Annotated in this window: 18 protein-coding genes and 1 pseudogene; 8 read left to right on the forward strand and 11 right to left on the reverse strand. The window is 66.1% G+C overall.

Annotation, left to right across the window (positions count from 1 at the left end; all coding sequences use genetic code 11):
• Window positions 1-102: 102 nt before the first annotated feature.
• Window positions 103-1,335, reverse strand: a complete 1,233-nt coding sequence (locus tag ACQE3C_RS03800; RefSeq protein WP_434537871.1) for a UDP-N-acetylglucosamine pyrophosphorylase — start codon at window positions 1,333-1,335, stop codon at window positions 103-105.
• A gap of 88 nt (window positions 1,336-1,423) precedes the next feature.
• On the opposite strand from ACQE3C_RS03800, the gene ACQE3C_RS03805 reads away from it, so the two are divergent.
• Complete coding sequence (locus tag ACQE3C_RS03805; protein ID WP_434537872.1) at window positions 1,424-1,747, forward strand: hypothetical protein; 324 nt, start codon at window positions 1,424-1,426, stop codon at window positions 1,745-1,747.
• Here the strand turns inward: ACQE3C_RS03805 and ACQE3C_RS03810 are convergent.
• A complete protein-coding gene (locus ACQE3C_RS03810; protein WP_434537873.1) occupies window positions 1,667-2,521 on the reverse strand; it encodes a DUF1206 domain-containing protein in 855 nt (284 codons plus the stop codon). The genes ACQE3C_RS03805 and ACQE3C_RS03810 overlap by 81 nt on opposite strands.
• 83 nt (window positions 2,522-2,604) lie before the next feature.
• On the opposite strand from ACQE3C_RS03810, the gene ACQE3C_RS03815 reads away from it, so the two are divergent.
• Genes ACQE3C_RS03815 through ACQE3C_RS03825 form a run of 3 tightly spaced genes read left to right on the forward strand, consistent with a single transcriptional unit; the run spans window position 2,605 to window position 3,929 of the window.
• The gene (locus tag ACQE3C_RS03815) at window positions 2,605-2,940 is read left to right on the forward strand and encodes a hypothetical protein (protein ID WP_434537874.1); all 336 of its coding nucleotides are present in this window, start codon (window positions 2,605-2,607) and stop codon (window positions 2,938-2,940) included.
• Entirely contained in the window at window positions 2,937-3,335 is a 399-nt protein-coding gene (locus ACQE3C_RS03820; RefSeq protein ID WP_434537875.1) for a GntR family transcriptional regulator, read from the forward strand. The genes ACQE3C_RS03815 and ACQE3C_RS03820 overlap by 4 nt, the downstream gene beginning before the upstream one ends.
• Before the next feature lie 15 nt (window positions 3,336-3,350).
• Window positions 3,351-3,929, forward strand: coding sequence for a TetR/AcrR family transcriptional regulator (locus tag ACQE3C_RS03825; RefSeq protein ID WP_434537876.1), 579 nt, complete (start codon window positions 3,351-3,353; stop codon window positions 3,927-3,929).
• A gap of 111 nt (window positions 3,930-4,040) precedes the next feature.
• Here the strand turns inward: ACQE3C_RS03825 and ACQE3C_RS03830 are convergent, their stop codons facing one another.
• The 5 genes from ACQE3C_RS03830 to ACQE3C_RS03850 all read right to left on the reverse strand — a co-directional run bounded on the left by ACQE3C_RS03830 (window position 4,041) and on the right by ACQE3C_RS03850 (window position 8,401).
• A complete protein-coding gene (locus ACQE3C_RS03830; RefSeq protein WP_434537877.1) occupies window positions 4,041-4,661 on the reverse strand; it encodes a hypothetical protein in 621 nt (206 codons plus the stop codon).
• A 133-nt stretch (window positions 4,662-4,794) separates the two neighbouring features.
• Complete coding sequence (locus tag ACQE3C_RS03835) at window positions 4,795-5,436, reverse strand: response regulator transcription factor (protein WP_434537878.1); 642 nt, start codon at window positions 5,434-5,436, stop codon at window positions 4,795-4,797.
• Window positions 5,424-6,734, reverse strand: coding sequence for a sensor histidine kinase (locus ACQE3C_RS03840; RefSeq protein ID WP_434537879.1), 1,311 nt, complete (start codon window positions 6,732-6,734; stop codon window positions 5,424-5,426). The genes ACQE3C_RS03835 and ACQE3C_RS03840 overlap by 13 nt, the downstream gene beginning before the upstream one ends.
• Window positions 6,735-6,893: 159 nt before the next feature.
• Window positions 6,894-7,820, reverse strand: coding sequence for an NADP-dependent oxidoreductase (locus ACQE3C_RS03845; protein ID WP_434537880.1), 927 nt, complete (start codon window positions 7,818-7,820; stop codon window positions 6,894-6,896).
• 104 nt (window positions 7,821-7,924) lie between these two features.
• On the reverse strand, window positions 7,925-8,401 hold the full coding sequence (locus ACQE3C_RS03850; protein ID WP_434537881.1) for a CoA-binding protein: 477 nt from the start codon (window positions 8,399-8,401) through the stop codon (window positions 7,925-7,927).
• Between the two features lie 155 nt (window positions 8,402-8,556).
• Between ACQE3C_RS03850 and ACQE3C_RS03855 the strand changes: the two genes are divergently transcribed.
• From ACQE3C_RS03855 to ACQE3C_RS03865, 3 genes are all read left to right on the forward strand, one after another.
• Complete coding sequence (locus ACQE3C_RS03855; RefSeq protein WP_434537882.1) at window positions 8,557-10,458, forward strand: DUF262 domain-containing protein; 1,902 nt, start codon at window positions 8,557-8,559, stop codon at window positions 10,456-10,458.
• A 148-nt stretch (window positions 10,459-10,606) separates the two neighbouring features.
• A complete protein-coding gene (locus ACQE3C_RS03860; protein ID WP_434537883.1) occupies window positions 10,607-10,738 on the forward strand; it encodes a Fic/DOC family N-terminal domain-containing protein in 132 nt (43 codons plus the stop codon).
• Window positions 10,739-10,762: 24 nt separating this feature from the next.
• The gene (locus ACQE3C_RS03865) at window positions 10,763-11,548 is read left to right on the forward strand and encodes a Fic family protein (protein WP_434537884.1); all 786 of its coding nucleotides are present in this window, start codon (window positions 10,763-10,765) and stop codon (window positions 11,546-11,548) included.
• Between the two features lie 32 nt (window positions 11,549-11,580).
• Here ACQE3C_RS03865 and ACQE3C_RS03870 read toward each other — a convergent pair.
• Window positions 11,581-12,881 (reverse strand): annotated as a pseudogene (locus tag ACQE3C_RS03870) (ISL3 family transposase).
• A gap of 209 nt (window positions 12,882-13,090) precedes the next feature.
• Here ACQE3C_RS03870 and ACQE3C_RS03875 point away from each other — a divergent pair.
• Window positions 13,091-13,783, forward strand: coding sequence for a DUF6642 family protein (locus ACQE3C_RS03875; protein WP_434537885.1), 693 nt, complete (start codon window positions 13,091-13,093; stop codon window positions 13,781-13,783).
• A 29-nt stretch (window positions 13,784-13,812) separates the two neighbouring features.
• Here the strand turns inward: ACQE3C_RS03875 and ACQE3C_RS03880 are convergent, their stop codons facing one another.
• Genes ACQE3C_RS03880 through ACQE3C_RS03890 form a run of 3 tightly spaced genes read right to left on the reverse strand, consistent with a single transcriptional unit; the run spans window position 13,813 to window position 19,534 of the window.
• Complete coding sequence (locus ACQE3C_RS03880; RefSeq protein WP_434537886.1) at window positions 13,813-15,768, reverse strand: hypothetical protein; 1,956 nt, start codon at window positions 15,766-15,768, stop codon at window positions 13,813-13,815.
• A complete protein-coding gene (locus ACQE3C_RS03885; protein ID WP_434537887.1) occupies window positions 15,768-18,950 on the reverse strand; it encodes a type I restriction endonuclease subunit R in 3,183 nt (1,060 codons plus the stop codon). Before ACQE3C_RS03885 ends, ACQE3C_RS03880 begins: the two co-directional genes overlap by 1 nt.
• Entirely contained in the window at window positions 18,947-19,534 is a 588-nt protein-coding gene (locus tag ACQE3C_RS03890) for a hypothetical protein (protein WP_434537888.1), read from the reverse strand. Before ACQE3C_RS03890 ends, ACQE3C_RS03885 begins: the two co-directional genes overlap by 4 nt.

Below are 19,534 nucleotides of genomic sequence, written 5' to 3' on the forward strand. Positions count from 1 at the left end.
ATTCCGGGCAGAAACCTGCGCATCCGCGGGGTTGCGGGCCGGGGTTGGGGACCGGGGTTGGGGACCGCGGGCCGGGGACCGGGGGGCGGGCCACCCGATCGCTCAGTCGGACGAGCCGGTGAACAGCCCCAACAGTGGGGCAGCGCCCGCCGCTCTGCGGCAGACCTGGTCGATGACCTCGCTCAGCCAGGCGGTGACCGCGGCCTTCTGCGACTCGTCCAGGGAACCGATCGCGGCCAGGTAGCCCGCTCCCTGCTCGGCCTGGGCGGCCAGGTACTCCACCACCTCACCCGGCCCCGGCGCGCTGAGCGACCCAGCCCCGGCCACCAGCGCGTCGGCATTCTCGACCAGCTCACGGCGGGCGTCGTCCTCGGGGTCGATCTTCGCGACCAGTGCCTTGACCCGCTTGACCCGCTCGTCCCGGCCCGATTCCAGCACCCCGAGCGCGCCGGCCAGCACCTCGGCCCCGAACCCCTGCTTCGCAAAGAACAGGCTGCGCACCTGCGTGTACCAGTTCTCCAGGGCGACCAGTGAGGCGATGTAGCCCAGGTTCTTCTCCAGCAGCAGGTTGAGCCGGCGGTAGCGGTGCCGACGGTTCGGACGACGCAGCCCCGCGACCTGGTCGGGCAGCACCAGCACCCCGTCCTCGTCGATGTCGTCGCGCAGCACGGCCCCGGCGCCGACGACCACGCCGAAGCCGGTCCGCACCGGCCCGACCGCACCGCCCTGCCCACCCAGGAAGATCGGCGGCTGGTCGACCAGCACCCCGCGCGGCACGTCACCGAACAGTGAGGCGGTCGTCTTGTCCCCGTCCGGGGTGAAGTTGAAATGGATATAGCTCGACCCGACCTCTGAGTGGTCCTTGGGCCCGGTGCCGCCGGTCAGCATCGCGTCGCAGAAGTTGATCAAGCTGCCGAGCGTCGCATAGGGGAACAAGATCGTCTGCTTCAACCCCACCGTGTGGGCGCCGCTGGCGTGCTCCTCCAGCAATGTCCCCGGACGAACGTGGGCACCCAGCCCCATCGAGGCGCCCTCGAGGAAGACCGCGCCACTGAAGTAGCCGGCCTCGAGGCGGACCTTCGGCCCCAACTGGCAGTTCTCCAGGGTTACTGGGCCCTCGGCGCCCAGCACGCAACCGGGCGAAATCACGGTCCGCGCACCACGGATGCGGGTGCCCGGGTGGATGGTGACATTGGAGCCGATCAGGTTCACGTCCACGTCGTCGTCGATGTCGACGGTCCACGGGTTCGGGATGGTCGCCCCGCGTTCGATCAGGTCGGCCACCTTCGCGGCCCCGCGGGGCAGGGGCAGTCCACCGGTGCTGGCATGCGACATGGTTCCTCCTGGGTCGGCTGCGAGTGAGCCTAGTCAACCGGTGGTGCCGACGATGGTCGAAGCACCCGGTGTCGCCTATCCTTGCCCCATGGCGGAGATCCGGAAGTTCACCGAGGGCAAGGGCGGGCAGATTCGTCAGGCCCTGATCGAGGCGATGGGTGAGGGTGTGCGCCCGGCCACCCCGGGTGCTGGTGACAAGCCGGCCCCGAAGCCCAAGTCGCCGGCCTCCGGCCCGACAGCCACTTCCGGTGTCATCTGGGACCCGTTCCTGAAGACCGCTCCGGCGAAGGCCCTGAAGCGCACCGCCCAGGGCACCACCGCCGCGGCGGCCTCAGCCCTTCTTGGGGTGCCGGGCCCAGTAGAAGCAGTACAGGCCGTAGACGGCGAGGCCGACGGCGACGATGCCGAGTAGCACCGACCCGAACGGCTGGTCCAGCAGCGTCTGCAGCGCCTGGTCCATGCCGCCGGCCTGCTCGGGGTCGAACCTGATCGCGGCCGTCAGGAACAGTCCCCCGACAATCGCATAGGCGACCCCCTTCGCGAAGAAGCCCAACGCGGCGACCCATCGTCCGACCCCGGTCAGGTCTCGCTCGAGGTCATCGTTGAACGAACCCCGCACCCCCTTGACCACCTGGTAGACGCCGTAGCCGATGATCGCCAGGCCGACGATGCCGACGAGCACCTGGCCCAGCGGCAACTCCATCAGTGCGCGGCTCAATGATTCCTGGGTTTCCTCGCCCTCGTCGGTGTCGGGGCCGGCGACCAATCGCCCCGCGGCCACCGCCAGCGACCCGAAGATGACCGCCCGCATCAAGGACGACCCGCGCTTGCGCCAGCGCTTGAGGCCCTCGAACTCGCGGTGGCCGATCAACACCAGCACGACCTGCCAGACCACCAGTGTCGCCAGTCCGAGCGACACGACGGCCAGCAGGATACGTCCCATCGGGGCCTCGGCCAGCAGCCGCAGCGCACCGCTGTTGCTGGTCTCGTCGTCGCTGGACCGGGTGGTCGCCAGTGTCAGCGCGAGCCAGGCGACCAGCAGGTGGACGATGCCGTAGCTGGTCAGGCCGACTTTCACCAGCGCGCGGTAGGCGGGTGACTGGCTGACGGCATGCGCGGCATCTTGGCCGGCTTCGAGGGCCTGCCCGGCCTGGTTACGGGCCTGTTCGGGGGAGGGCTTCGCCATGGTCGGAACTCTAGATTGTCGACCGTTCTCGGGGAACCGCTTGCAGCCTTTTGTGTCAGTACATTCAATGTATCAATACGCTGATGGACCAGCCCCAGCGCGCCCACGGCAACCTGGAACTGAATTGGGATGACGCCATGCGCGCGCAGGCGCTGCGTGACCTGCAGGACGTTGGGGTCGTCGCCGGTCTCGGGGGGCCGCTGGTCTCACTGCTGGTGATCGCCACCCTGGCCATGAACGAGGACAACGGCAGCGCCCTGGTCTGGGTCGGTGGTTCCGCCCTGGTGGTCGGGCTGGTGCTGTGGGCGGTGCTGCTGATCCCCTACCTCGACGGGCGCAGCGTGCCGAACCCCTCACGGCAGCTGTGGCGAGGCCTGGCCGACGGCACCGGCGGCACCGGCGCGGGGGCAGCGGCATGATGCTGCGCGTCGACCCTTCTGCCGCCCAGCCGCCCTACGAACAACTCAAGAGCCAGCTGGTGGCCCAGATGACCAGCGGTGCGCTGCCAACGGGCGCCAAGCTCCCCTCGGTGCGGCGACTGGCCGCCGACCTGGGCATCGCCCCCAACACCGTGGCCCGCGCCTACCGTGAGCTCGAGCACAGCGGCTTCGTCCGCACTGCAGGACGCAACGGCACCGTGGTCGCCCAGCGTGACCTGGGCCCCGACGTCCCCGCGCAGGCCGCCCGACTGGCCGAGGAGTTCGCCAGCGGCATGCAGGCGCTGGGGCTCGGCCAGAGCGCGGCCGTGGACCACCTGGCCACTGCCTGGCGCCGGGTCGCGGGCCGCCCCCGGACCGGCGCCGGCCCGGCCTGAGTAGAGTTCAGTCCCATGCCCCGGATCGCTGCCCCCACGTTGCATGAGCACCGCGAGCGAATGCTCAATGCGCTCATCGATGCGGCGGCGGCGATCCTGCGTTCGGGGGAGGCGCTGACTGCCGGTGGTGTCACCGGGGCGGTCGGCATCTCGCGCAACAGCCTCTACCGCTATGTCGACTCGGTCGACGACCTGAAGGTGCTGGTGCTCAACCAGCACCTGCCCCGCTGGACCGGTGCGGTCGCCGATGCGCTGGCCGCCGAGGACAGCCCCCGCGACCAGGTGGTCGCCTACGTACGGACGAACCTCGAGCTCGGCGGCCCCGGGGGAGAGGCGTGGCTGATGCGGATGGCCGACGGCATCGCCGCCCAGGCCCGCCGCGAGCTGGCCGGGATGCACGAGGAACTGGCCCGGATGCTGTCCTCGGCGGTCGCGGCGACCGGGTCGCCACAGCCGGCCCTGCTCGACCTGATCGTGACCGGCATCGTCCAGGCCGGGTTCGCCCGCTTCGTCGCCGGGGACGACCCGGCCGAGGTAATCGACGGCTGTGTGCGGGCGGCCGGTGGGGTGCTGGACGCCCAGGCCGGCCGGTAGTAGGGGAAACAAAAGACCCGACCCACGAGGGGCCGGGTGAGTAAGTACTCCAAGGATAGCTCAAGCACGCGACCGATGTCGAAGGTGGGTGCGGTGCTACCGAACCCATGGTCACCAGTCTTCTGGTTTGGTGTATTTGCCCGCAGGATCTGGCAACTGGTTCGACAGGTAGGAAGTCTTCGTGAGCTTCCACCACCAGTGCCCTCCGACGCCGTCGGTCTTCGAGCCCGTGAGATCCCCGGCCGTGTATGAGTCGCGTGGGTTGATCAAGCCGAGGGGTACATGCTGACGGACTTCACGGATGGGAAATGCCAAGTCGCTGTCGTTGGAGACCACCACAGCTGCGTCCACTGACGTGGACAACACGTCCAGCAGGAGGTGCGCGGCCACATTCACGTCGCTGCCCTTCTCCTCCAGATGAAGGTACTGCACCATGAACTGAGCCTCCTTCACGGGCTCACCCGTGCTGTCTCGAACCATGACCGGCCATTGGGAAGTGTGGATCTGGGGGCGACGGGTCACCGGGTCGTTGAGTGCGAGGAGACCTGTCTTCGTGCGGGCGACGTAGTTGCCGTACTCAATGTGATCCACAGCCCCAGACGCCAACAGTGCCTTCAGGTAGACGTCCTGATCAGCATGCGCGGATGGGTTCGTGACTGCGTCGACCCGGGCGGTGCAGTAGACGACCTTCTCAACCGTGGCTCCCTTCCAGGATGCCTGCGATTGGATCACCGACGCCACGAGACGCCGGACGTCCAGCCAACGCCAGCCCGGTTTCCCTCGACCACACACGGAGCGACCGCCGTAGTACAGGTTGTATGCGTCAATGTAGACACCCACTCGCATGGACCCACTGAACGCATCGTCAGCCCAGGAGTGTCAGGACCGCGGTGACCCGGCGGTGGACCTCGGCGTCGGTGCCCAGGTCGAGCTTGGCGAAGATCCGCTGGGTGTGCTTCTCGACAGCGCCCTCGGTGACCACCAGCCGCTTCGCGATGCCGGCGTTGGTGTGGCCCTCGGCCATCAGCTCGAGCACCTCACGTTCGCGGGGGGTCAGCGCGGCCAGCGGGTCGGCGGCTCGTCCGCGGCCCATCACCTGGGCGACCACCTCGGGGTCGAGCACCATGCCACCGTGGGCGACCCGTTCGACCGCGTCGAGGAACTCGTCGATGTCACTGACCCGCTCCTTCAGCAGGTAGCCGATCGCGCCGGAACCCGAGGCCAGCAGTTCGGTGGCGTAACTCAGCACCACGTACTGGCTCAGCAGCAGGATCGGGGCGCTGGGCCACTGTTCGCGGATCGTCATGGCAGCGCGAAGCCCCTCGTCCGTGTGGGACGGGGGCATGCGGATGTCGCTGATGACCAGGTCGGGCTTCCTGGCCAGGGCACGGTGGACGAGGTCGTCGCCGTTGTCGACACCGGCGATGACCTCGTGCCCGCCGTCGCCCAGGATCAGGGTCAGGCCTTCACGCAGCAGGACTGAGTCGTCCGCGATCAGGATGCGCAAGGAATCACCGCTTCGATGGTGGTCGGTCCGCCCTCGGGTGAGGTCACGGTGAGGATACCGTCGACGCCCTTGAGCCGTTCGGCGAGCCCGGCCAGGCCGTGGCCCTTGGCCAGGCTGGCGCCGCCGACGCCGTCGTCGGTGACGGTCGCGAACAGCCACTGGTCCTGGACCCCGATGAACACGTCGGCGCCGAAGGCCTGGGAGTGCTTGTTCACGTTCGCCAGCGCCTCGGAGACCGCGAAGTAGGCGGCGGTCTCGACGTGGTCGGGCAGCCGCTCGGGCAGGTCTGCGTAGACCGTGACCGGGACGATCGAGCGGGCGGCCGCCTCGGTGATGGCGGCCTCGAGGCCACGATCGACCAGCACCGGCGGGGCGATGCCGCGGGAGAGTTGGCGCAGTTCGGCCAGCGTCTCCTGGGTGGCGGCCATCGCGTCACCGATCAGCTGTTCGGCCTTGGCGGGGTCGGTGGCGGCCTGCCGCTTGGCGCGCGCCAGGTCCATGTTGAGCCGGACGAGCCGCTGCTGCGGGCCGTCGTGGATGTCGCGTTCGAGCCGGCGCAGGGCATCGGACTCGGCCTGGCGTACCGCCGCCCGCGACTCGGTGAGGCTGGCGATCTGGGCCTGGGCATCGGCGCGGGAGTTCAGCATCAGGTCGGACAACCCGGTCTGCACCTTCGCCCAGCCGCGCAGCACGAAGGGGGCGGTGAGCAGGAAGACCAGCCCGGCCAGGAACTGGGTGGCGATGTCGAACCCCAGCGGGAAGGGGATGCCGAGCAGTTCGCCCAGGCCGGTCTGCTCGTCGCGGAAGATCGACTCGGTGATGATCGTGGCGACCGGGCCGCCGACGGTGGCCAGCCCGCCGATGATCCAGGTCAGCGCGATGCAGAAGCCGATGGTGCTGATGACGAACCCGATGATCGTCCACAGCACGTCGAGCCACGACTGCGGGTCGCTCAGCGGACGAAGCAGCTTGCGCATTCCGCTCGCGCCGGGGGCGGCGGGCAGGTAGGGGCTGGGCAGGGTTGGGCGGTTGGTGACCGAGGCCACCCAGCGGCGCTCGGCCGTGGCGACCCCGCGCGCGGTCAGGATGCCGCCGACCATGATCGGCAGCCCGACCCAGATGATCGCGGTGCCGATGCCCAGGGTGACCAGGGTGATGATGACGATGAAGGCGGGCAGCATCATGAACCAGTTGCCGAGCAGGTAGCCGGCGTCGTGGAAGACCTGCTGGCGCCACGGCCGGCGGGCCGCCGGGGTGGGGACCGAGGTGGGGGTGCTGGGAAGGACCTGTGTGCTCATGGTTCCAGCCTTCCGTGGGGCGCGTGGGTCCAGTATCCCGCAGGCAGGCCAATGGGGGTGGGGCCAGCCCGACAGTCTGGTGTCGGGCTGGGTGGGGATCAGCTGGGTGGTGTCGGGCTGCGGGCAGGAAAAACGGCTGGTGGCAGGAACGGGTGGGGATCAGTCGGTGACCCGGATGACGATCTTGCCGCGGCCGTGGCCCTCCATGTTGGTGGTGAACGCCCGGGCGGCCTGGTCGAGGGGGAACGTGTGGGCGATGGTGACCTTGACCAAGTCGTGCTCCACGAGCCTGGCCAGGTCGGCGAGATCGTTGGCGTCGGGGCGGACCCACATGTACAGCCCGCCCAGCTCGGCGACGCTGTCGTCGACGATCGAACCGTGGCGTCCGCCGGTGGCCAGCACGGCGACGGTGTCCGCCTCGACCCCGCCGGCGTAGTCGGCGACGACGTCGACCCCGTCGGGGACGAGGTCGCGCACCCGTTGCACCAGCCCGGCGCCGTAGGCCACCGGTTCGGCACCCAGTTCGCGCAGGTAGTCGTGGTTCTTCTGCGAGGCGGTGCCGATGACCCGCGAGGCGCCGAACGCCTTCGCGAGCTGCACTGCGAGGGCGCCGACCCCGCCGGCGGCGCCATGCACCAGCACGGTGTCGCCCTCGCCGACGCCCAGCCGCTTCAGCGTCTGGAAGGCGGTCAGCCCGGCCAGGGGCAGCGCGGCGGCCTCGTCCCAGGACACGGAGGCCGGCTTCTTCGCCGCGGTGCGCACCGGCACGGTGATCTTTTCGGCGAACGAGCCGCCCTGCACCCAGTCCTTGCGGCCGTAGGCGAGCACCTCGTCGCCGACCTGGAATTCACCGGCGTCCAGACCGACGGCCTCGACGACCCCGGCGACGTCCCAGCCGGGGATGACCGGGAAGTCGACGTGGAGCAGTCCGTCGAGGTAGCCGGCCATGATTTTCCAGTCGACCGGGTTGACGGCCGCGGACTTCACCGCGATCCGGATCTCGGCCGGCCCCACCTTCGGTTCGGCGACGTCCGCCAGGGTCAGGACCTCGGGGCCGCCGTACTGCGAATACGTGATTGCCTTCATGACCCAACACTACGACTGCCGCCCAGCGGTGTGGGCGCCCTCGCAGGTGACGGCGCCCGTCTGGGGGTCTCGCTGGGAGTCGGCGGCACCCGCGCGCGAAGTCTCTACTGAACCGTTCGTGGCACCTTTCCGGTCAACTTTCCCACCCAGCACATCGCCTTGTGGGCGCCGTCGGATGCCTCGCCGAACATGAGCGGGCAGCCGCCCTCGATGATGGTCAGGCCGTGCTCGCGTCCCCAGGCGGCTGCCTCGGGGGAGACGCTGCCGGCGTCGACTGACCGGTGCATCCACACGTGTCGGATGCCCAGGTCGGCTGCTTCGTGGACGGTGGCATCGGCGTGCTCGGGACTGGTGCCGATGACCACGGCCTCGACCCCGCCGGGGATTGCAGCCAGGTTGGGGTAGGCCGTGTCGCCCTCGACGGTCTCGGCATTGGGGTTGACGGCGAAGGTTTCGAACCCGCGCTCACGCAGGCGGGTGTAGACAGTGTTGCTGCCATGGCCTTTGGGGTTTCGGGAGACTCCGGTGACGGCGATGCGCCGGCATGAGAGGAAGTCGTCGGCGGCCTGCTTGATCTTCATGTTGATCAGCTTTCAACTGTGGCCCCCGGGTGAGGGTCGCCTGTTTCGACGCTACGCCCGGACGATTCGGAGCCTGCCGCCGGGGGTGGCCTGAAGCGGTTGCGCGGGGTTCCCCGGGGAGGTGCGAAGGAGCGCCGTGGTCCTAGTGTGTGTCCATGGAGACCAGCGTCAAGACACCGATGCAGTTGTTTGCGCTGCCGCAGTACCTGCGTGTGCCACTGTTCCAGCGGCCCTACGTGTGGGACGAGGAGCGCCAGTGGGCGCCGTTGTGGGAGGACGTTCGCCGCGCGGAGTACCGCACGAACGGCCAGCCGGAGGCCGGACACTTCCTGGGGGCCGTCGTCACGCAGCAGACGGGTAGCCAGCTGGGCACGGCCGAGACGTTCTCGCTGGTTGATGGACAGCAGCGGCTCACGACACTGCAGCTGTTGATGAACGCAGCGGCTGCGGAGTTCGAACTGCGCGGTTTCGAGGTGCAGAAGGCAACGCTGGAGGCGCTCACCCACAACGAAGCCAGGTTCGGCTTCGTGGGGATCGACCAGTTGAAGGTCACGCACCTGAACGAGGACCGTGAACCATTCCAGCTTGTCATGCTCGCCGAACAACCCTTGGACTACGAGGAACTCCCCTATGAGCACCGGATCCCGAAGGCGCATCAGTACTTCGGGGAGCGGGTCCGGGACTGGCTGGATGAGGACGACAGTACCCATGCTGAGGACTGCGCCGCCGGGCTGACCAGTGCGCTGACCTCGGGGCTGGAGTTCGTCGTCATCACCCTTGGGAAGGACGAGAACTCCCAGGCCATCTTCGAGACGCTCAATGCCCGGGGCACGCCGCTCGACCAGGCTGACCTCGTCAAGAATGCTGTGTTCGAACGGCTTGAGGCCGAGGGCGATGACGTCCATCGCGTCTACACCCAGATCTGGAAGCACTTCGAGACCAAGTTCTGGACGAGTCAGCTGAGCTTGGGTAGGTACTCGGTGTCACGCATCGAGGTCTTCCTGAACCACTGGTTGGTCGCCCAGCTTGGTGAGGAGGTGGGCTCGCAGGCGACGTTCACCCGGTTCAAGCAGTGGAGCGGCTATGAGACCACCAGATCGATGCACGAGATCGTCGGCTCGATCGAACAACAGGCCACCCAGTACCGGGGCTGGGTCGAGCGAGCCGCGAACCGGACCGGTGACGTCGATACCCCCCGCGCTGTTCGCCTACCGCACGCAAGCAGCAGGATACGAGGCGGTCAAGCCCATCCTGCTGTGGCTGTACGATCCGGCCAACCATGTGCCCGGCCATCTGGCGGACGAGGCGCTTCGGTGGGTGGAGAGCTGGGTGCTGCGCCGCGCGTTGCTGCCTATCAGGCCCACTCACGATCTCGACTGCGCATGATTCTCGAAGCGATCGAGGACGATGCACGCGGCTACAACCTTGAGGGTGCCTCACCCACTGGGAGCCGCGTGGAGCGCGACCGCATGCATATCGAGCACGTGCTTCCCCAGGCCTGGCGGTCGCACTGGCCGGTTGAGGACCTGCTGCAGGAGGTCGGGCGTGATGCCCATGTCCACCGCCTCGGCAACCTCACACTGCTCACGCAGACCCTGAACACCTCGGTGTCCAATGGCCCGTGGTCTGGGCCGTCCGGCAAACGTGCGGCACTGGAACGCCATGACGTGTTGTTGATGAACCGTCCGCTGCGTGACTCGGAGCAGTGGGATGAGCAAGCCATCAATGCTCGGACGCTGGCCGGTGTTGAGGCACTGCTGCGCACCTGGCCCGCGCCCGAGGGGCATGACGTGTTGCCGTCCCTCAGGAGGCAGGATGCCGCCGACAACTACATCGAGTTGAGGGAGATGGTGGCGATCGGTCAGTTGGCGCCGGGCACGGTGCTCACGCAGGAGGAGATCGTTCCCGGACCGCCACGGTCACCAAGGCCGGAGCGCTGCTGGTGGAAGGGGAGGTTCGCGAGTACCCCTCGGGTGCTGCGCAGGTCATCCTCGGACACCAGACGAACGGGTGGCAGTTCTGGCGGCTCGAGGATGGCCGGCGTCTGGCGGAGCTGAGGTCCGAGTTCCATCGATTCAAGGCCGAGATGAGGGCGCGAGGGACTACCAGGGAGGCCGGTCCTGAAGAAGTCTGACGTGTGCACGGCGTGAACATTTCGTCCGGATATGTACAAATTGAGCCTCGATTCGTACACGTCTGAGTGAAATGTCAAACACGATCCCACTGCTGGAGGCCCAGGCATCCAGCGAGATCGAGAACATCGTGACGACCAACGATGAGCTGTTCCGTGCGGCCAATGGGGCGCTTGGCGAGGTCTTGACCGCTCCCATCAAGTAGGCACTGCGCTACCGCGGGGCGCTGATGGCAGGGTTCGAGGCGCTCAAGAGCCGCCCGCTCACCACCCAGACAGCCGTCGACATCTGCAGCCACATCCACGGTCGGCCGGTGGTGGTGCGAAACCAGCCAGGGACCTACATCGGCAACCCGGTCACGGGCAGGCGCGTGTACACGCCGCCGGAGGGTGAGGACGTCCTGCTGGACCACTTGTCTGCCTGGGAGCGCTTCCTGAATGCAGACCATGGGATGGATCCGCTGGTGGCCATGGCGCTGCAGCACTACCAGTTCGAGGCCATCCATCCGTTCTTCGACGGCAATGGACGAACGGGCCGCATCGTCAACCTGCTCTTCCTGGCGGAGACTGGGCTGTTGCGCATGCCGGTGCTCTACCTGTCCGGGCACATTCTGCGCCACAAGGACGACTACTACGGTGCGCTGCGCGGGGTCACCGAACGCGACGACTGGGAAACCTGGATCCTCTTCATGCTTGAGGGGGTCGAGCGCACCGCGAGATGGACGCTGGAGCTGATCGAGGCCGTCGCGCAGTTGCGGACGAGCACCGAGGCGCGGATTCGGGCCGAGCTGCCCAGGCAACCCGTCGCGGACCTCACCCGGCTGCTGTTCACCCAGCCCTACATCCGCATCGACGATGTCGTGAACGCCGGGCTGGCGCAACGTGCGACGGCCTCTCGGTGGCTCACCGAACTGGCCGACCGCGGCATTCTGATGAAGCAGAAGCTGGGACGGTCGGTGGTGTTCGTGAACGTTGCCCTGCTGGGGTTGTTGCTGAACTCACAGTTGCTGGAGTGAGCCGGGCCAACAAGCCCCGCTAGAGTGGCTCTTCACAGAAGAGAGTGGATGAGGGGTCTGAAGCCGCCGGCGTCGAGTAGGCAGCGGTAGATGTAGTTGAGGAGGTTGCGGAAGCCTCGGGCTGTTCCGCGTAGGTGTTCCAGTAGGCCGTTGATGGCTTCGGTGGGGCCGTTTGAGGTGGCTGGGTGGTCGAAGTAGGCCAGGATGTCGTCGCGGCGTCGGTTCATGGTTCGGCCCAGGGTGCGTAGCTCGGGCAGCTCGTCGGGGACCCCGGTCTTGATGGTGTCGATGGTGGTGGTCATGATCTTCTTGCCCTGGGTGGGGTCTGGGTGCTGGTAGGCGTCGATCACCATCTGGTAGGCCTCCCAGGTGACCTCGGAGGCTCCATGGGAGGGTTCGTCGAGGACCTTCAGCAGCCGGATCCATTGTTTGGTGGTGAGCAGCGCTGCCCGGGTCCGGGCGACCCGGCGGATGCCGTAGAGGGGGTCACCGGAGCGGCCGCGGTGGCCCAGTGTCTGGTGTTGGACGCGTTGACGGCACAAGTCCAGCTTCTGCCCGGCCAACGCGACCACGTGGTAGGGGTCCATGACGGTGACCACGTCCGCGATGGTGGTGGTGGCGGCGTTCTTGTAGCCCATGAAGCCATCCATCGCGACCACTTCCACGGTCTGGATGAAGTCGGCTGGTTGGTCCTGCAGCCACGTCTTGAACGCCTTCTCCGAGCGGCCCTCGACCACGGCCAACAGCCGTGAGGGACCGGTCCTTGTCCTTGTCGGGGTCAGGTCGATGACCAGGGTGACGTATTTGTCACCACGGCGGGTGTGCCGCCACACGTGCTCATCAACACCCAGGGTGGTGATCCCGTCCAGTCTGGTCGGGTCGTTGAACAACCACTCATCGGCCGCGGCCAGGACAGCATCACTGCAGGTGGCCAGGCGACCCCCAGGATCGCCGCGGTCCGGGCGATCGAGAGCCGGTCCACCACGATGTGTTTGACCGCCAACGTCACCGCGTCGCGGGACAGCTTGCCCCGGGTGGGGGCAGCAGCCCGCAGGTCATGGCGCCACACCCTGCCACAGCCGGCGCAACGGTAACGGGGCACCCGGACCTCCAAGACGGTGGGCTTCCACCCGAACGGGACATGCGCCAGCCGGCGGACCACCGTGTCATGCCTGGCCCCACGCCCGGTGCACTGCGGGCACGGCGAGGCCGGTGTGGTCGGGACACAGACCAGCACCGCATGATCGGGCTCGATGACCTGGTCGACCACGCTCAGGCCGAGTCGGTCGAGTCGGCAGAACATGTCCAGCCGTGGTGGGGTAACGTTTCGCATCAGGGCCCTTGGTTCTCGGGTGGTGATTAGACACCTTCATCCAAGCGACCAAGGGCCCCCACCCACACCCGCCACGCCGAGACCCAAGCGACCACCCAAACCTCGTCACCGGGTCAACCCCAGACACACACTACCCACCCTCTTCTGCGAAGAGCCGCTAGAGTTCCAACCCGACAGACAGCGACGTCTACTTGATCAAGGGGAGTTTCATGGCTGCAGTCGTGGCGAAGTCCACCGCTTCAAAGAAGGCTCCGACGAAACCGGAACGGTTGCCTCCCGTCGGCGTAGCACCCAAGGACGGGATTCTCTGCCTCGAGGGGGCGTGGGGTGAGGGATTCGAGTCTCGCGAGACGATCGAGCCTGCGCTCCGGTGCTTGGAATCGTTCGGCCTGGCCTCCATCGCCCATCGCGACGTGGCCACCCGCGAAGAGTTGCAGTACTACATCGACCGATGGCTCGACCCCGAGGACAAGGCGGCAGCCAAGTACACCATGGGGATGTTCGCCTTTCACGGCGCCGAAGGAGAGATCGCCCTCGGGAAGGAACTCATTTCACTTCGTGAACTGGGCAAGATGATCGGCCGTCGGGCCCAGCGCAAGGTGATCTACATCGGTGGCTGCGAAGTGCTGGGCGTCGAGGAGAACGAGCTCATCGACTTCTGTCGGGTGACCGGTGCGCGAGGTCTGGTCGGGTACACGAAGGCCGTTGAGTTCATCGAGACGATCGCCTTCGAGGTCATGCTGATCAGGACGACCTTCGGCCGGGTTCAGTTCAAGCCGATCTACGACAACCTGACCAAGGAGCATCCTTACTGGACGAAGCGGCTTGGCCTTCGGATGGCTACTCGCTCCTGGGCGTCACCGAGGTGGCGACGGAGTTCTGCACGTTCCATGGGGCGCTGACGTCTTTGGTCTGCGTAACGGTCACTGACTCAAGGAAGGTCGAACGCTGAATCCGAATCAATGAAGCCGTCTAGTAGCGAACACAGCTCTCGGGTGTTGTCACCTTGCCCTAGCCAGCGAGAACACTGGCGAAGAGTTTCGATGAGAACCTCGTCCTTGGCGAGTTCCCCGAGACCCCGCAGGATGCGAAATCGACGGCCAGCCTCAAGGACCGAAATCTCCTTTTGGGTTTGTCCCATAGTCTTAAGAGCGTACAGAGCGGCAAAGTGACGCACTTGATTCTGCGTCAAGATGGGCCCGCCTTTCATGGTGATGCCTAGCGTGCTCTCCACTAGCAAAACCTCTCGCTCGAATGGGTTGGTTGCGGCTTCGAAAGCTCGGAAGCCCCCCAGTGGGCCGCGCAACAGGAAGACTTCTGTGGAGTCGTCGCTGGCATAGTCTAGCTCGAAGCGGTCTGCTGAGTCATTGATCACCCTGGAAACGCCCCCCATGAGTGCGAGCAGACTCACGGAGGCCCCTCCCCGTACGTTGAGATGCAGCAAGTCGCCGCTGAAGCTGGCTGTGCAAGTCGTGCCAGAGAAAAGCCCAAGCGCCACTTCCACTTGGGTGTCCAGACCAATTCCCATATGTTCCATCAATAGATTCTGATCAACGTCAACACCGAGTTCGGAAAGGGCTTGTTGCACGGCCAACATGCCGGAGTTGGTGATGGTGATCGCCAACATCCGCTGATCGACGATCCCCTCGACCGAATACGCCTTGGAGATCCCTCTGGCCGTCGCGATCAAGGCGTCGCCCTCGAACTGTACCTGGTGATGGGCTCGTGCGATGCGCAGGTGTTCGTCCAGACCAGCCAAGCAAGCAGCGAGTGTAGCGCTGTTTCGCGCGGCACGCAGATGCTCGGTCGCATTCTGCGTGAGAAGTTTGTCGTAAGTTGTCGACTTGATTCCGCATGCTAGCAGCAGAAGGCGCACAATCACGGAACCAGAGGACTCGACAAGTATTTCGTTCAAGCTTAGAGCGCTGCTGAATAGATGTCTTTGGGACAAAGCGTTCGCTGCGAGTCTGCTGAAGCTGTATGACTCGAGCTGGCTCGTGATGAGCTTCTCCGAGACGTCAGCCTGCAGGCGGGCAGATTCGGAGACACATTTCTGGAGCAGAGTTCGGTCGGTAGTTAGTGCGCGGTATGTCTGCACAAAGTTATTCGAAAATAGTTCAGCGTCGCCGAAAAGCCGCGCAGCCAGTCGACCAAGAGCGAACTGTAAGCCAACCCCCGGCTGGGGTGTCCGGTCGACGAGCCGGCGAACTTCATCGTCAGAGCCATTCAGCAGACTCGAAATGTCGCCGTACTCCTCGAGCAGGACTCGAAACATGGATCGTGCACTGTCCTGCACGGTCTGATCACTGATGGCGCCCACCATCTCTTCGTGTTCGGTCAGTCGATGAACTGCTGCCAGGGCAGTGTCGAGTCTTTCTTGAGCTGCTGAGGCGTGGCGCTGAGCTTCGAGCGGAGTCGCAACCTGCAGGGCGGTCAGTTGGTGGCAAGCGAACTGGTGAAGTTCAATCCGGGTCACCTGCGCGGCATCATGCAGGTCTAGTTGAGGGCGTCGACGCTCAATGCTCCCAAGGGCCGTGTCTCTGGAATGGAATCGACTGATTGCTTCCTCGAGTGCGGTGACTGAAGGTGTGCTCTGGCCAATTGCTGCGACCCCTTGTCTGAAGTCATTGACTGTGTTGAGGATAATCCTCCTGAGGTCCTCAGCGTCATGTGGAGTGGGTAGTGCGCCGCTTTCCATGTTGCGCTGCTCGAGGGTTGTGAGGAGTGGGGCGACAAGCTTTCTGCGTGCCGCGGTGTGCTCGTCGACCTCCCGGGGATCTGGCTTCATTCCACAGCTGATGCATACCTGACCCCGGATACGCTCGGCGCTACAGCGGCGACAGGTGAGCTTCTGGAAGCCAATGACAGGCCGGGGGTTCTTTCCCATTACTCAGCCCTCAGGTCCCCCGCATACTCCGGCGCCAGAACCTCCATCTGTTCCAACACCAGCACCACCGCCGCAGCCGACTTGTCCGGCGGGTACCCGTACTTCCGCAGCAACCGCTTCACCACGGCACGCAGCTTCGCCTGCACATCCGCCCGCCGCGTCCAGTCGGTCCGGGTGTCGCGCCGCATCACCGCGACCAACTCCCGAGCAATCCGCGCCAGCATGTCCTCGCCCTGCTCCATCAACGCCGAGTCGTTCTGGCTGACCGCGTCGTAGAAGGCCAACTCGTCATGGCTGAGCGGCGGGTCGAACCGTTCCCCACGGCCTGCCTCTTGCGCCACCTCCTGGGCCATCTCCCACAGCTCATGGATCACCTCGGCGGCAGTCAGCTGCTGGTTGGTGTAGCGCAGCATCAACTCGTTGATCCGGTCGCTGAACGCCTTCTGCCTCACCAGGTTGTTCCGAGTCAGCTGCTCGGCCTCCTGCACCAGCAGGTCCCGCAGTGCCTCGATCGCCAAGTGCGAACTCTTCGCCACCGCCGCCTCGTCGAATGCCTTGCGCGACAGATGGCGGATGTCCGGCCGCGAAATCCCGGCCGCGTCGTAGATGTCAGTGATCTCCCCGGCCGAGGTCGCCTCGGCCACCGCACCCTTCAGCACCCGTACGATCTCGTCCGGAATCGGCTGGCCGGTGGCTTCGCGTTCCTTGGCGTCGAACTTCGCCATCCACACGCGGACTTCCTCGTAGAACCGCACCTCGTTGCGCAAGTCAGCCATCGACTCGGTCCCTGAGGCCAGCGCCCACATCCGTCCGAGCTTCGACGACAGTTGCCGGTAGCGATCGGCCAGCGTCAACTGGCCCTCCTCGACCTGGTTGCCCGGCGTGCGCGGTGAACGCAGGTAGTTCACCGCACCACCGATGGCATGACGCGCACGATCCGGCGCCGAACCCTCCAAGATGGTGCGCCAGTCGAAACCGCTCAGCATCTCCCGCAGTGCCTCCACCAGCGAGCGGGCCACCTCCACCGCCGAGTCGATGTCCCTGCCCAGCGGCTTGCCGACCTGGTCGCTGGGGCTGTACTCCTGCAGCGCCTCGCGCAGGTTCTCCGCCAGCGGTGCGTAGGCGATCATCAGCCCGTCCTGCTTGCCGCGGAAGGTCCGGTTCACCCGGGCCAGGGCCTGCATCAGCAGTGCCCCCTTCAGCGGACGATCCAGGAACAGCGTGTGCAGCGGCGGTGAGTCGTAGCCGGTGAGCATCATGTCCTTGACGATCACCAGTTCCAGCTCGTCGTTGACGTCGCGCAGCCGGTTCTTGATCACCGCGTTCTCCGAGTCGCGACGCACATGGTCGCGCAGCGGAGGCGGGTCAGCCGGGGTGCCCGAATAGACGACCTTGATCGCGCCCTTGTCGATGTCGGACGAATGCCACTGCGGTCGCAGCTTCACGATCTCGGCATACAGGTTCGCGGCGATCAGCCGCGTGGAGCACACGATCATGGCCTTGCCGTGCGGCTCGCGATCATCGTCCGGATCGGTGGGCTGGAGCGCCTCGGCCATCGCCGCGCGACGAATCTCCCACTGCTCGACGATGTCCTTGGCCAGGGCGGCCAGACGGTCGGGGGCACCATAGATGGCATTGATGACCGCCACCGACTGCTCGACCCGGTTGCGTTCGGCGTCATCCAGGCCGCGGGTCTGTTCGTCGGCCAACGCGTCGAGGTCCTCAGCCGTGACGCCGGCGGCGAGCTTGACCTGGATCAGCCGGGGCTCGAAATACACCGGAACCGTCGCGCCGTCGGCCACCGCCCGGCTCAGGTCGTAGATGTCGATGTAGTCGCCGAAGACCTGGCGGGTGTTGCGTTCGTCCTCGCTGATGGGGGTGCCGGTGAACGCGATCAGGGTGGCGTTCGGCAGCGCGTCCTTGAGGTGGCGGGCATAGCCATCGAGGTCGTCGTAGTGGCTGCGGTGCGCCTCGTCCACGATGACGATGATGTTGCGGCGATCGCTCAACAGCGGGTGGTCCAGGCCGGCGTCGCGTTCGTCCTTGTCGCGGCTGAACTTCTGCAGGGTGGTGAAGTAGATGCCGCCGCTGTTGCGATTGCTCAACTCGTCGCGCAGCTGGCTGCGCTTGCGCACCTGGATCGGCTGTTCGGGCAGTAGGGTCGAGCGCTTGAAGGTCTCATAGAGCTGGCCGTCGAGTTCGTTGCGGTCGGTGATGACCACGATGGTCGGGTTCAGCATCGCCGGCTGGGTGATCACCAGGTTGGCGTAGAGCTCCATCTCCATCGACTTGCCTGAGCCCTGGGTGTGCCAGACGACACCGGCCTTGCCGTTGGAGTTGACCGCAGTCAGGGTGCGGTCCACCGCCTTGCGGACCGCGAAGTACTGGTGGGGCTTGGCGATGCGCTTGGTCAGGCCCTGCTCGTCGGCGTCGAAGGCGGTGAAGTTCAGCACCAGGTCGAGGAAGCGCTGTTGGTCGAACAGCCCGAAGGTGAGCAACTCGAGTTCGGTGTTCTCGGCGTCGGTGTCGATCGGGAGCCCCTCGTCGTCCACCCTCCACGGCGAGTAGTGGTTCAGCGGGGTGAACGGGGTGCCGTACTGGGCGCTGAGCCCGTCGCTGATCACCGTCGTCACAAGGGTGCGGAAGGCCAACGGGAACTCGTGCAGGTAGGTCGCCAGCTGCGCATGCGCCTTGGCGATGGTCGCGTTGAGGGCGCCGGCCTGCTTCAACTCCACCAGGGCCAGGGGGAGCCCGTTGACGTAGAGCAGCACGTCGAAACGCCGGCTGGACTGGTTGTCACGGATGCGAACCTGCTGCACGGCGCGGAAGGTGTTGTCCGTGGGCTTGTCGGAGAGCAGCCGCAGGGTGGGGGTCTGTTCGAGGCCCGTGGTGTCGGTGTAGGTCAGCCCACGAAAGCCCTTGGTGAGGTGGTCGTGGAAGGTCTTGTTCTCGGCCATCGGGTCCTGCGAACGAGGCTGCAGAATCTCTGCCTTGGCCTGCTGCAGGTACTGGTCGGGCACCGAGGGGTTGAGGTGCCGAAGGGCTTGGAGCAGGTCGTCGTGGAGGACCAGGTCACCGGCGGACGAGCGCTGCTCGTCAATGTCCTGGCCCTTGCCCACCTGCCAGGCCAGTTCGCCCAGCCAGTCCAGCATGCTGGCTTCCCACTGCGACTCGGTGATCATGATCTCTCCTGCTCCTGCGGTAGCTCCCGAATGGCGGCCACCGCCCGCCGCAGAGAAGGTGAGTTCTCGCAGGCCGCAGCGACATCCCAGTGCTGCTCGGCGAACTCATTGAGGCGCAGGGGGTACAGCGGCCCGATCGTGGTGGCCGAGCGGGCCATGTCACGGCGGAGCGCCCGATCGCGGCTCTTGAGGCACAGGCCCAACAGGGCGTGTTTCGCATGGGGCAGGGCCTCGGGGTCCTCGGGTACCTGACTGACAGGTACCTTCAGGAAGCTGGCCAGGTTGGTGGGGTCTGCCAACAGCCATGCCTCGGTCATCGAATGGGCGAGCCTCAGGCAGAACAGCGGATTGTGGTGGGGGAGTGTTTCGAGCAGGGCCTTCCGGAGGTCCACGGGACACGCGGCGTCAGTATCACGAAGGACCACCCAGGGAGTTCGCTCCGCAGCTCGCCAATACTTGATGAGTCGTGCGTCGAGCGTCGCTGAGCCGTGGGTGACATGGACCCGTGTGACTTCTCGTCCAGCAGTTCGAACGACGGCCCTGATGGTCTCCTCGTCCGAGGTGCCCTCGACAACGATGTGCAC

It is taken from the genome of Aestuariimicrobium sp. Y1814, assembly GCF_050113895.1.
Taxonomy (GTDB): domain Bacteria; phylum Actinomycetota; class Actinomycetes; order Propionibacteriales; family Propionibacteriaceae; genus Aestuariimicrobium.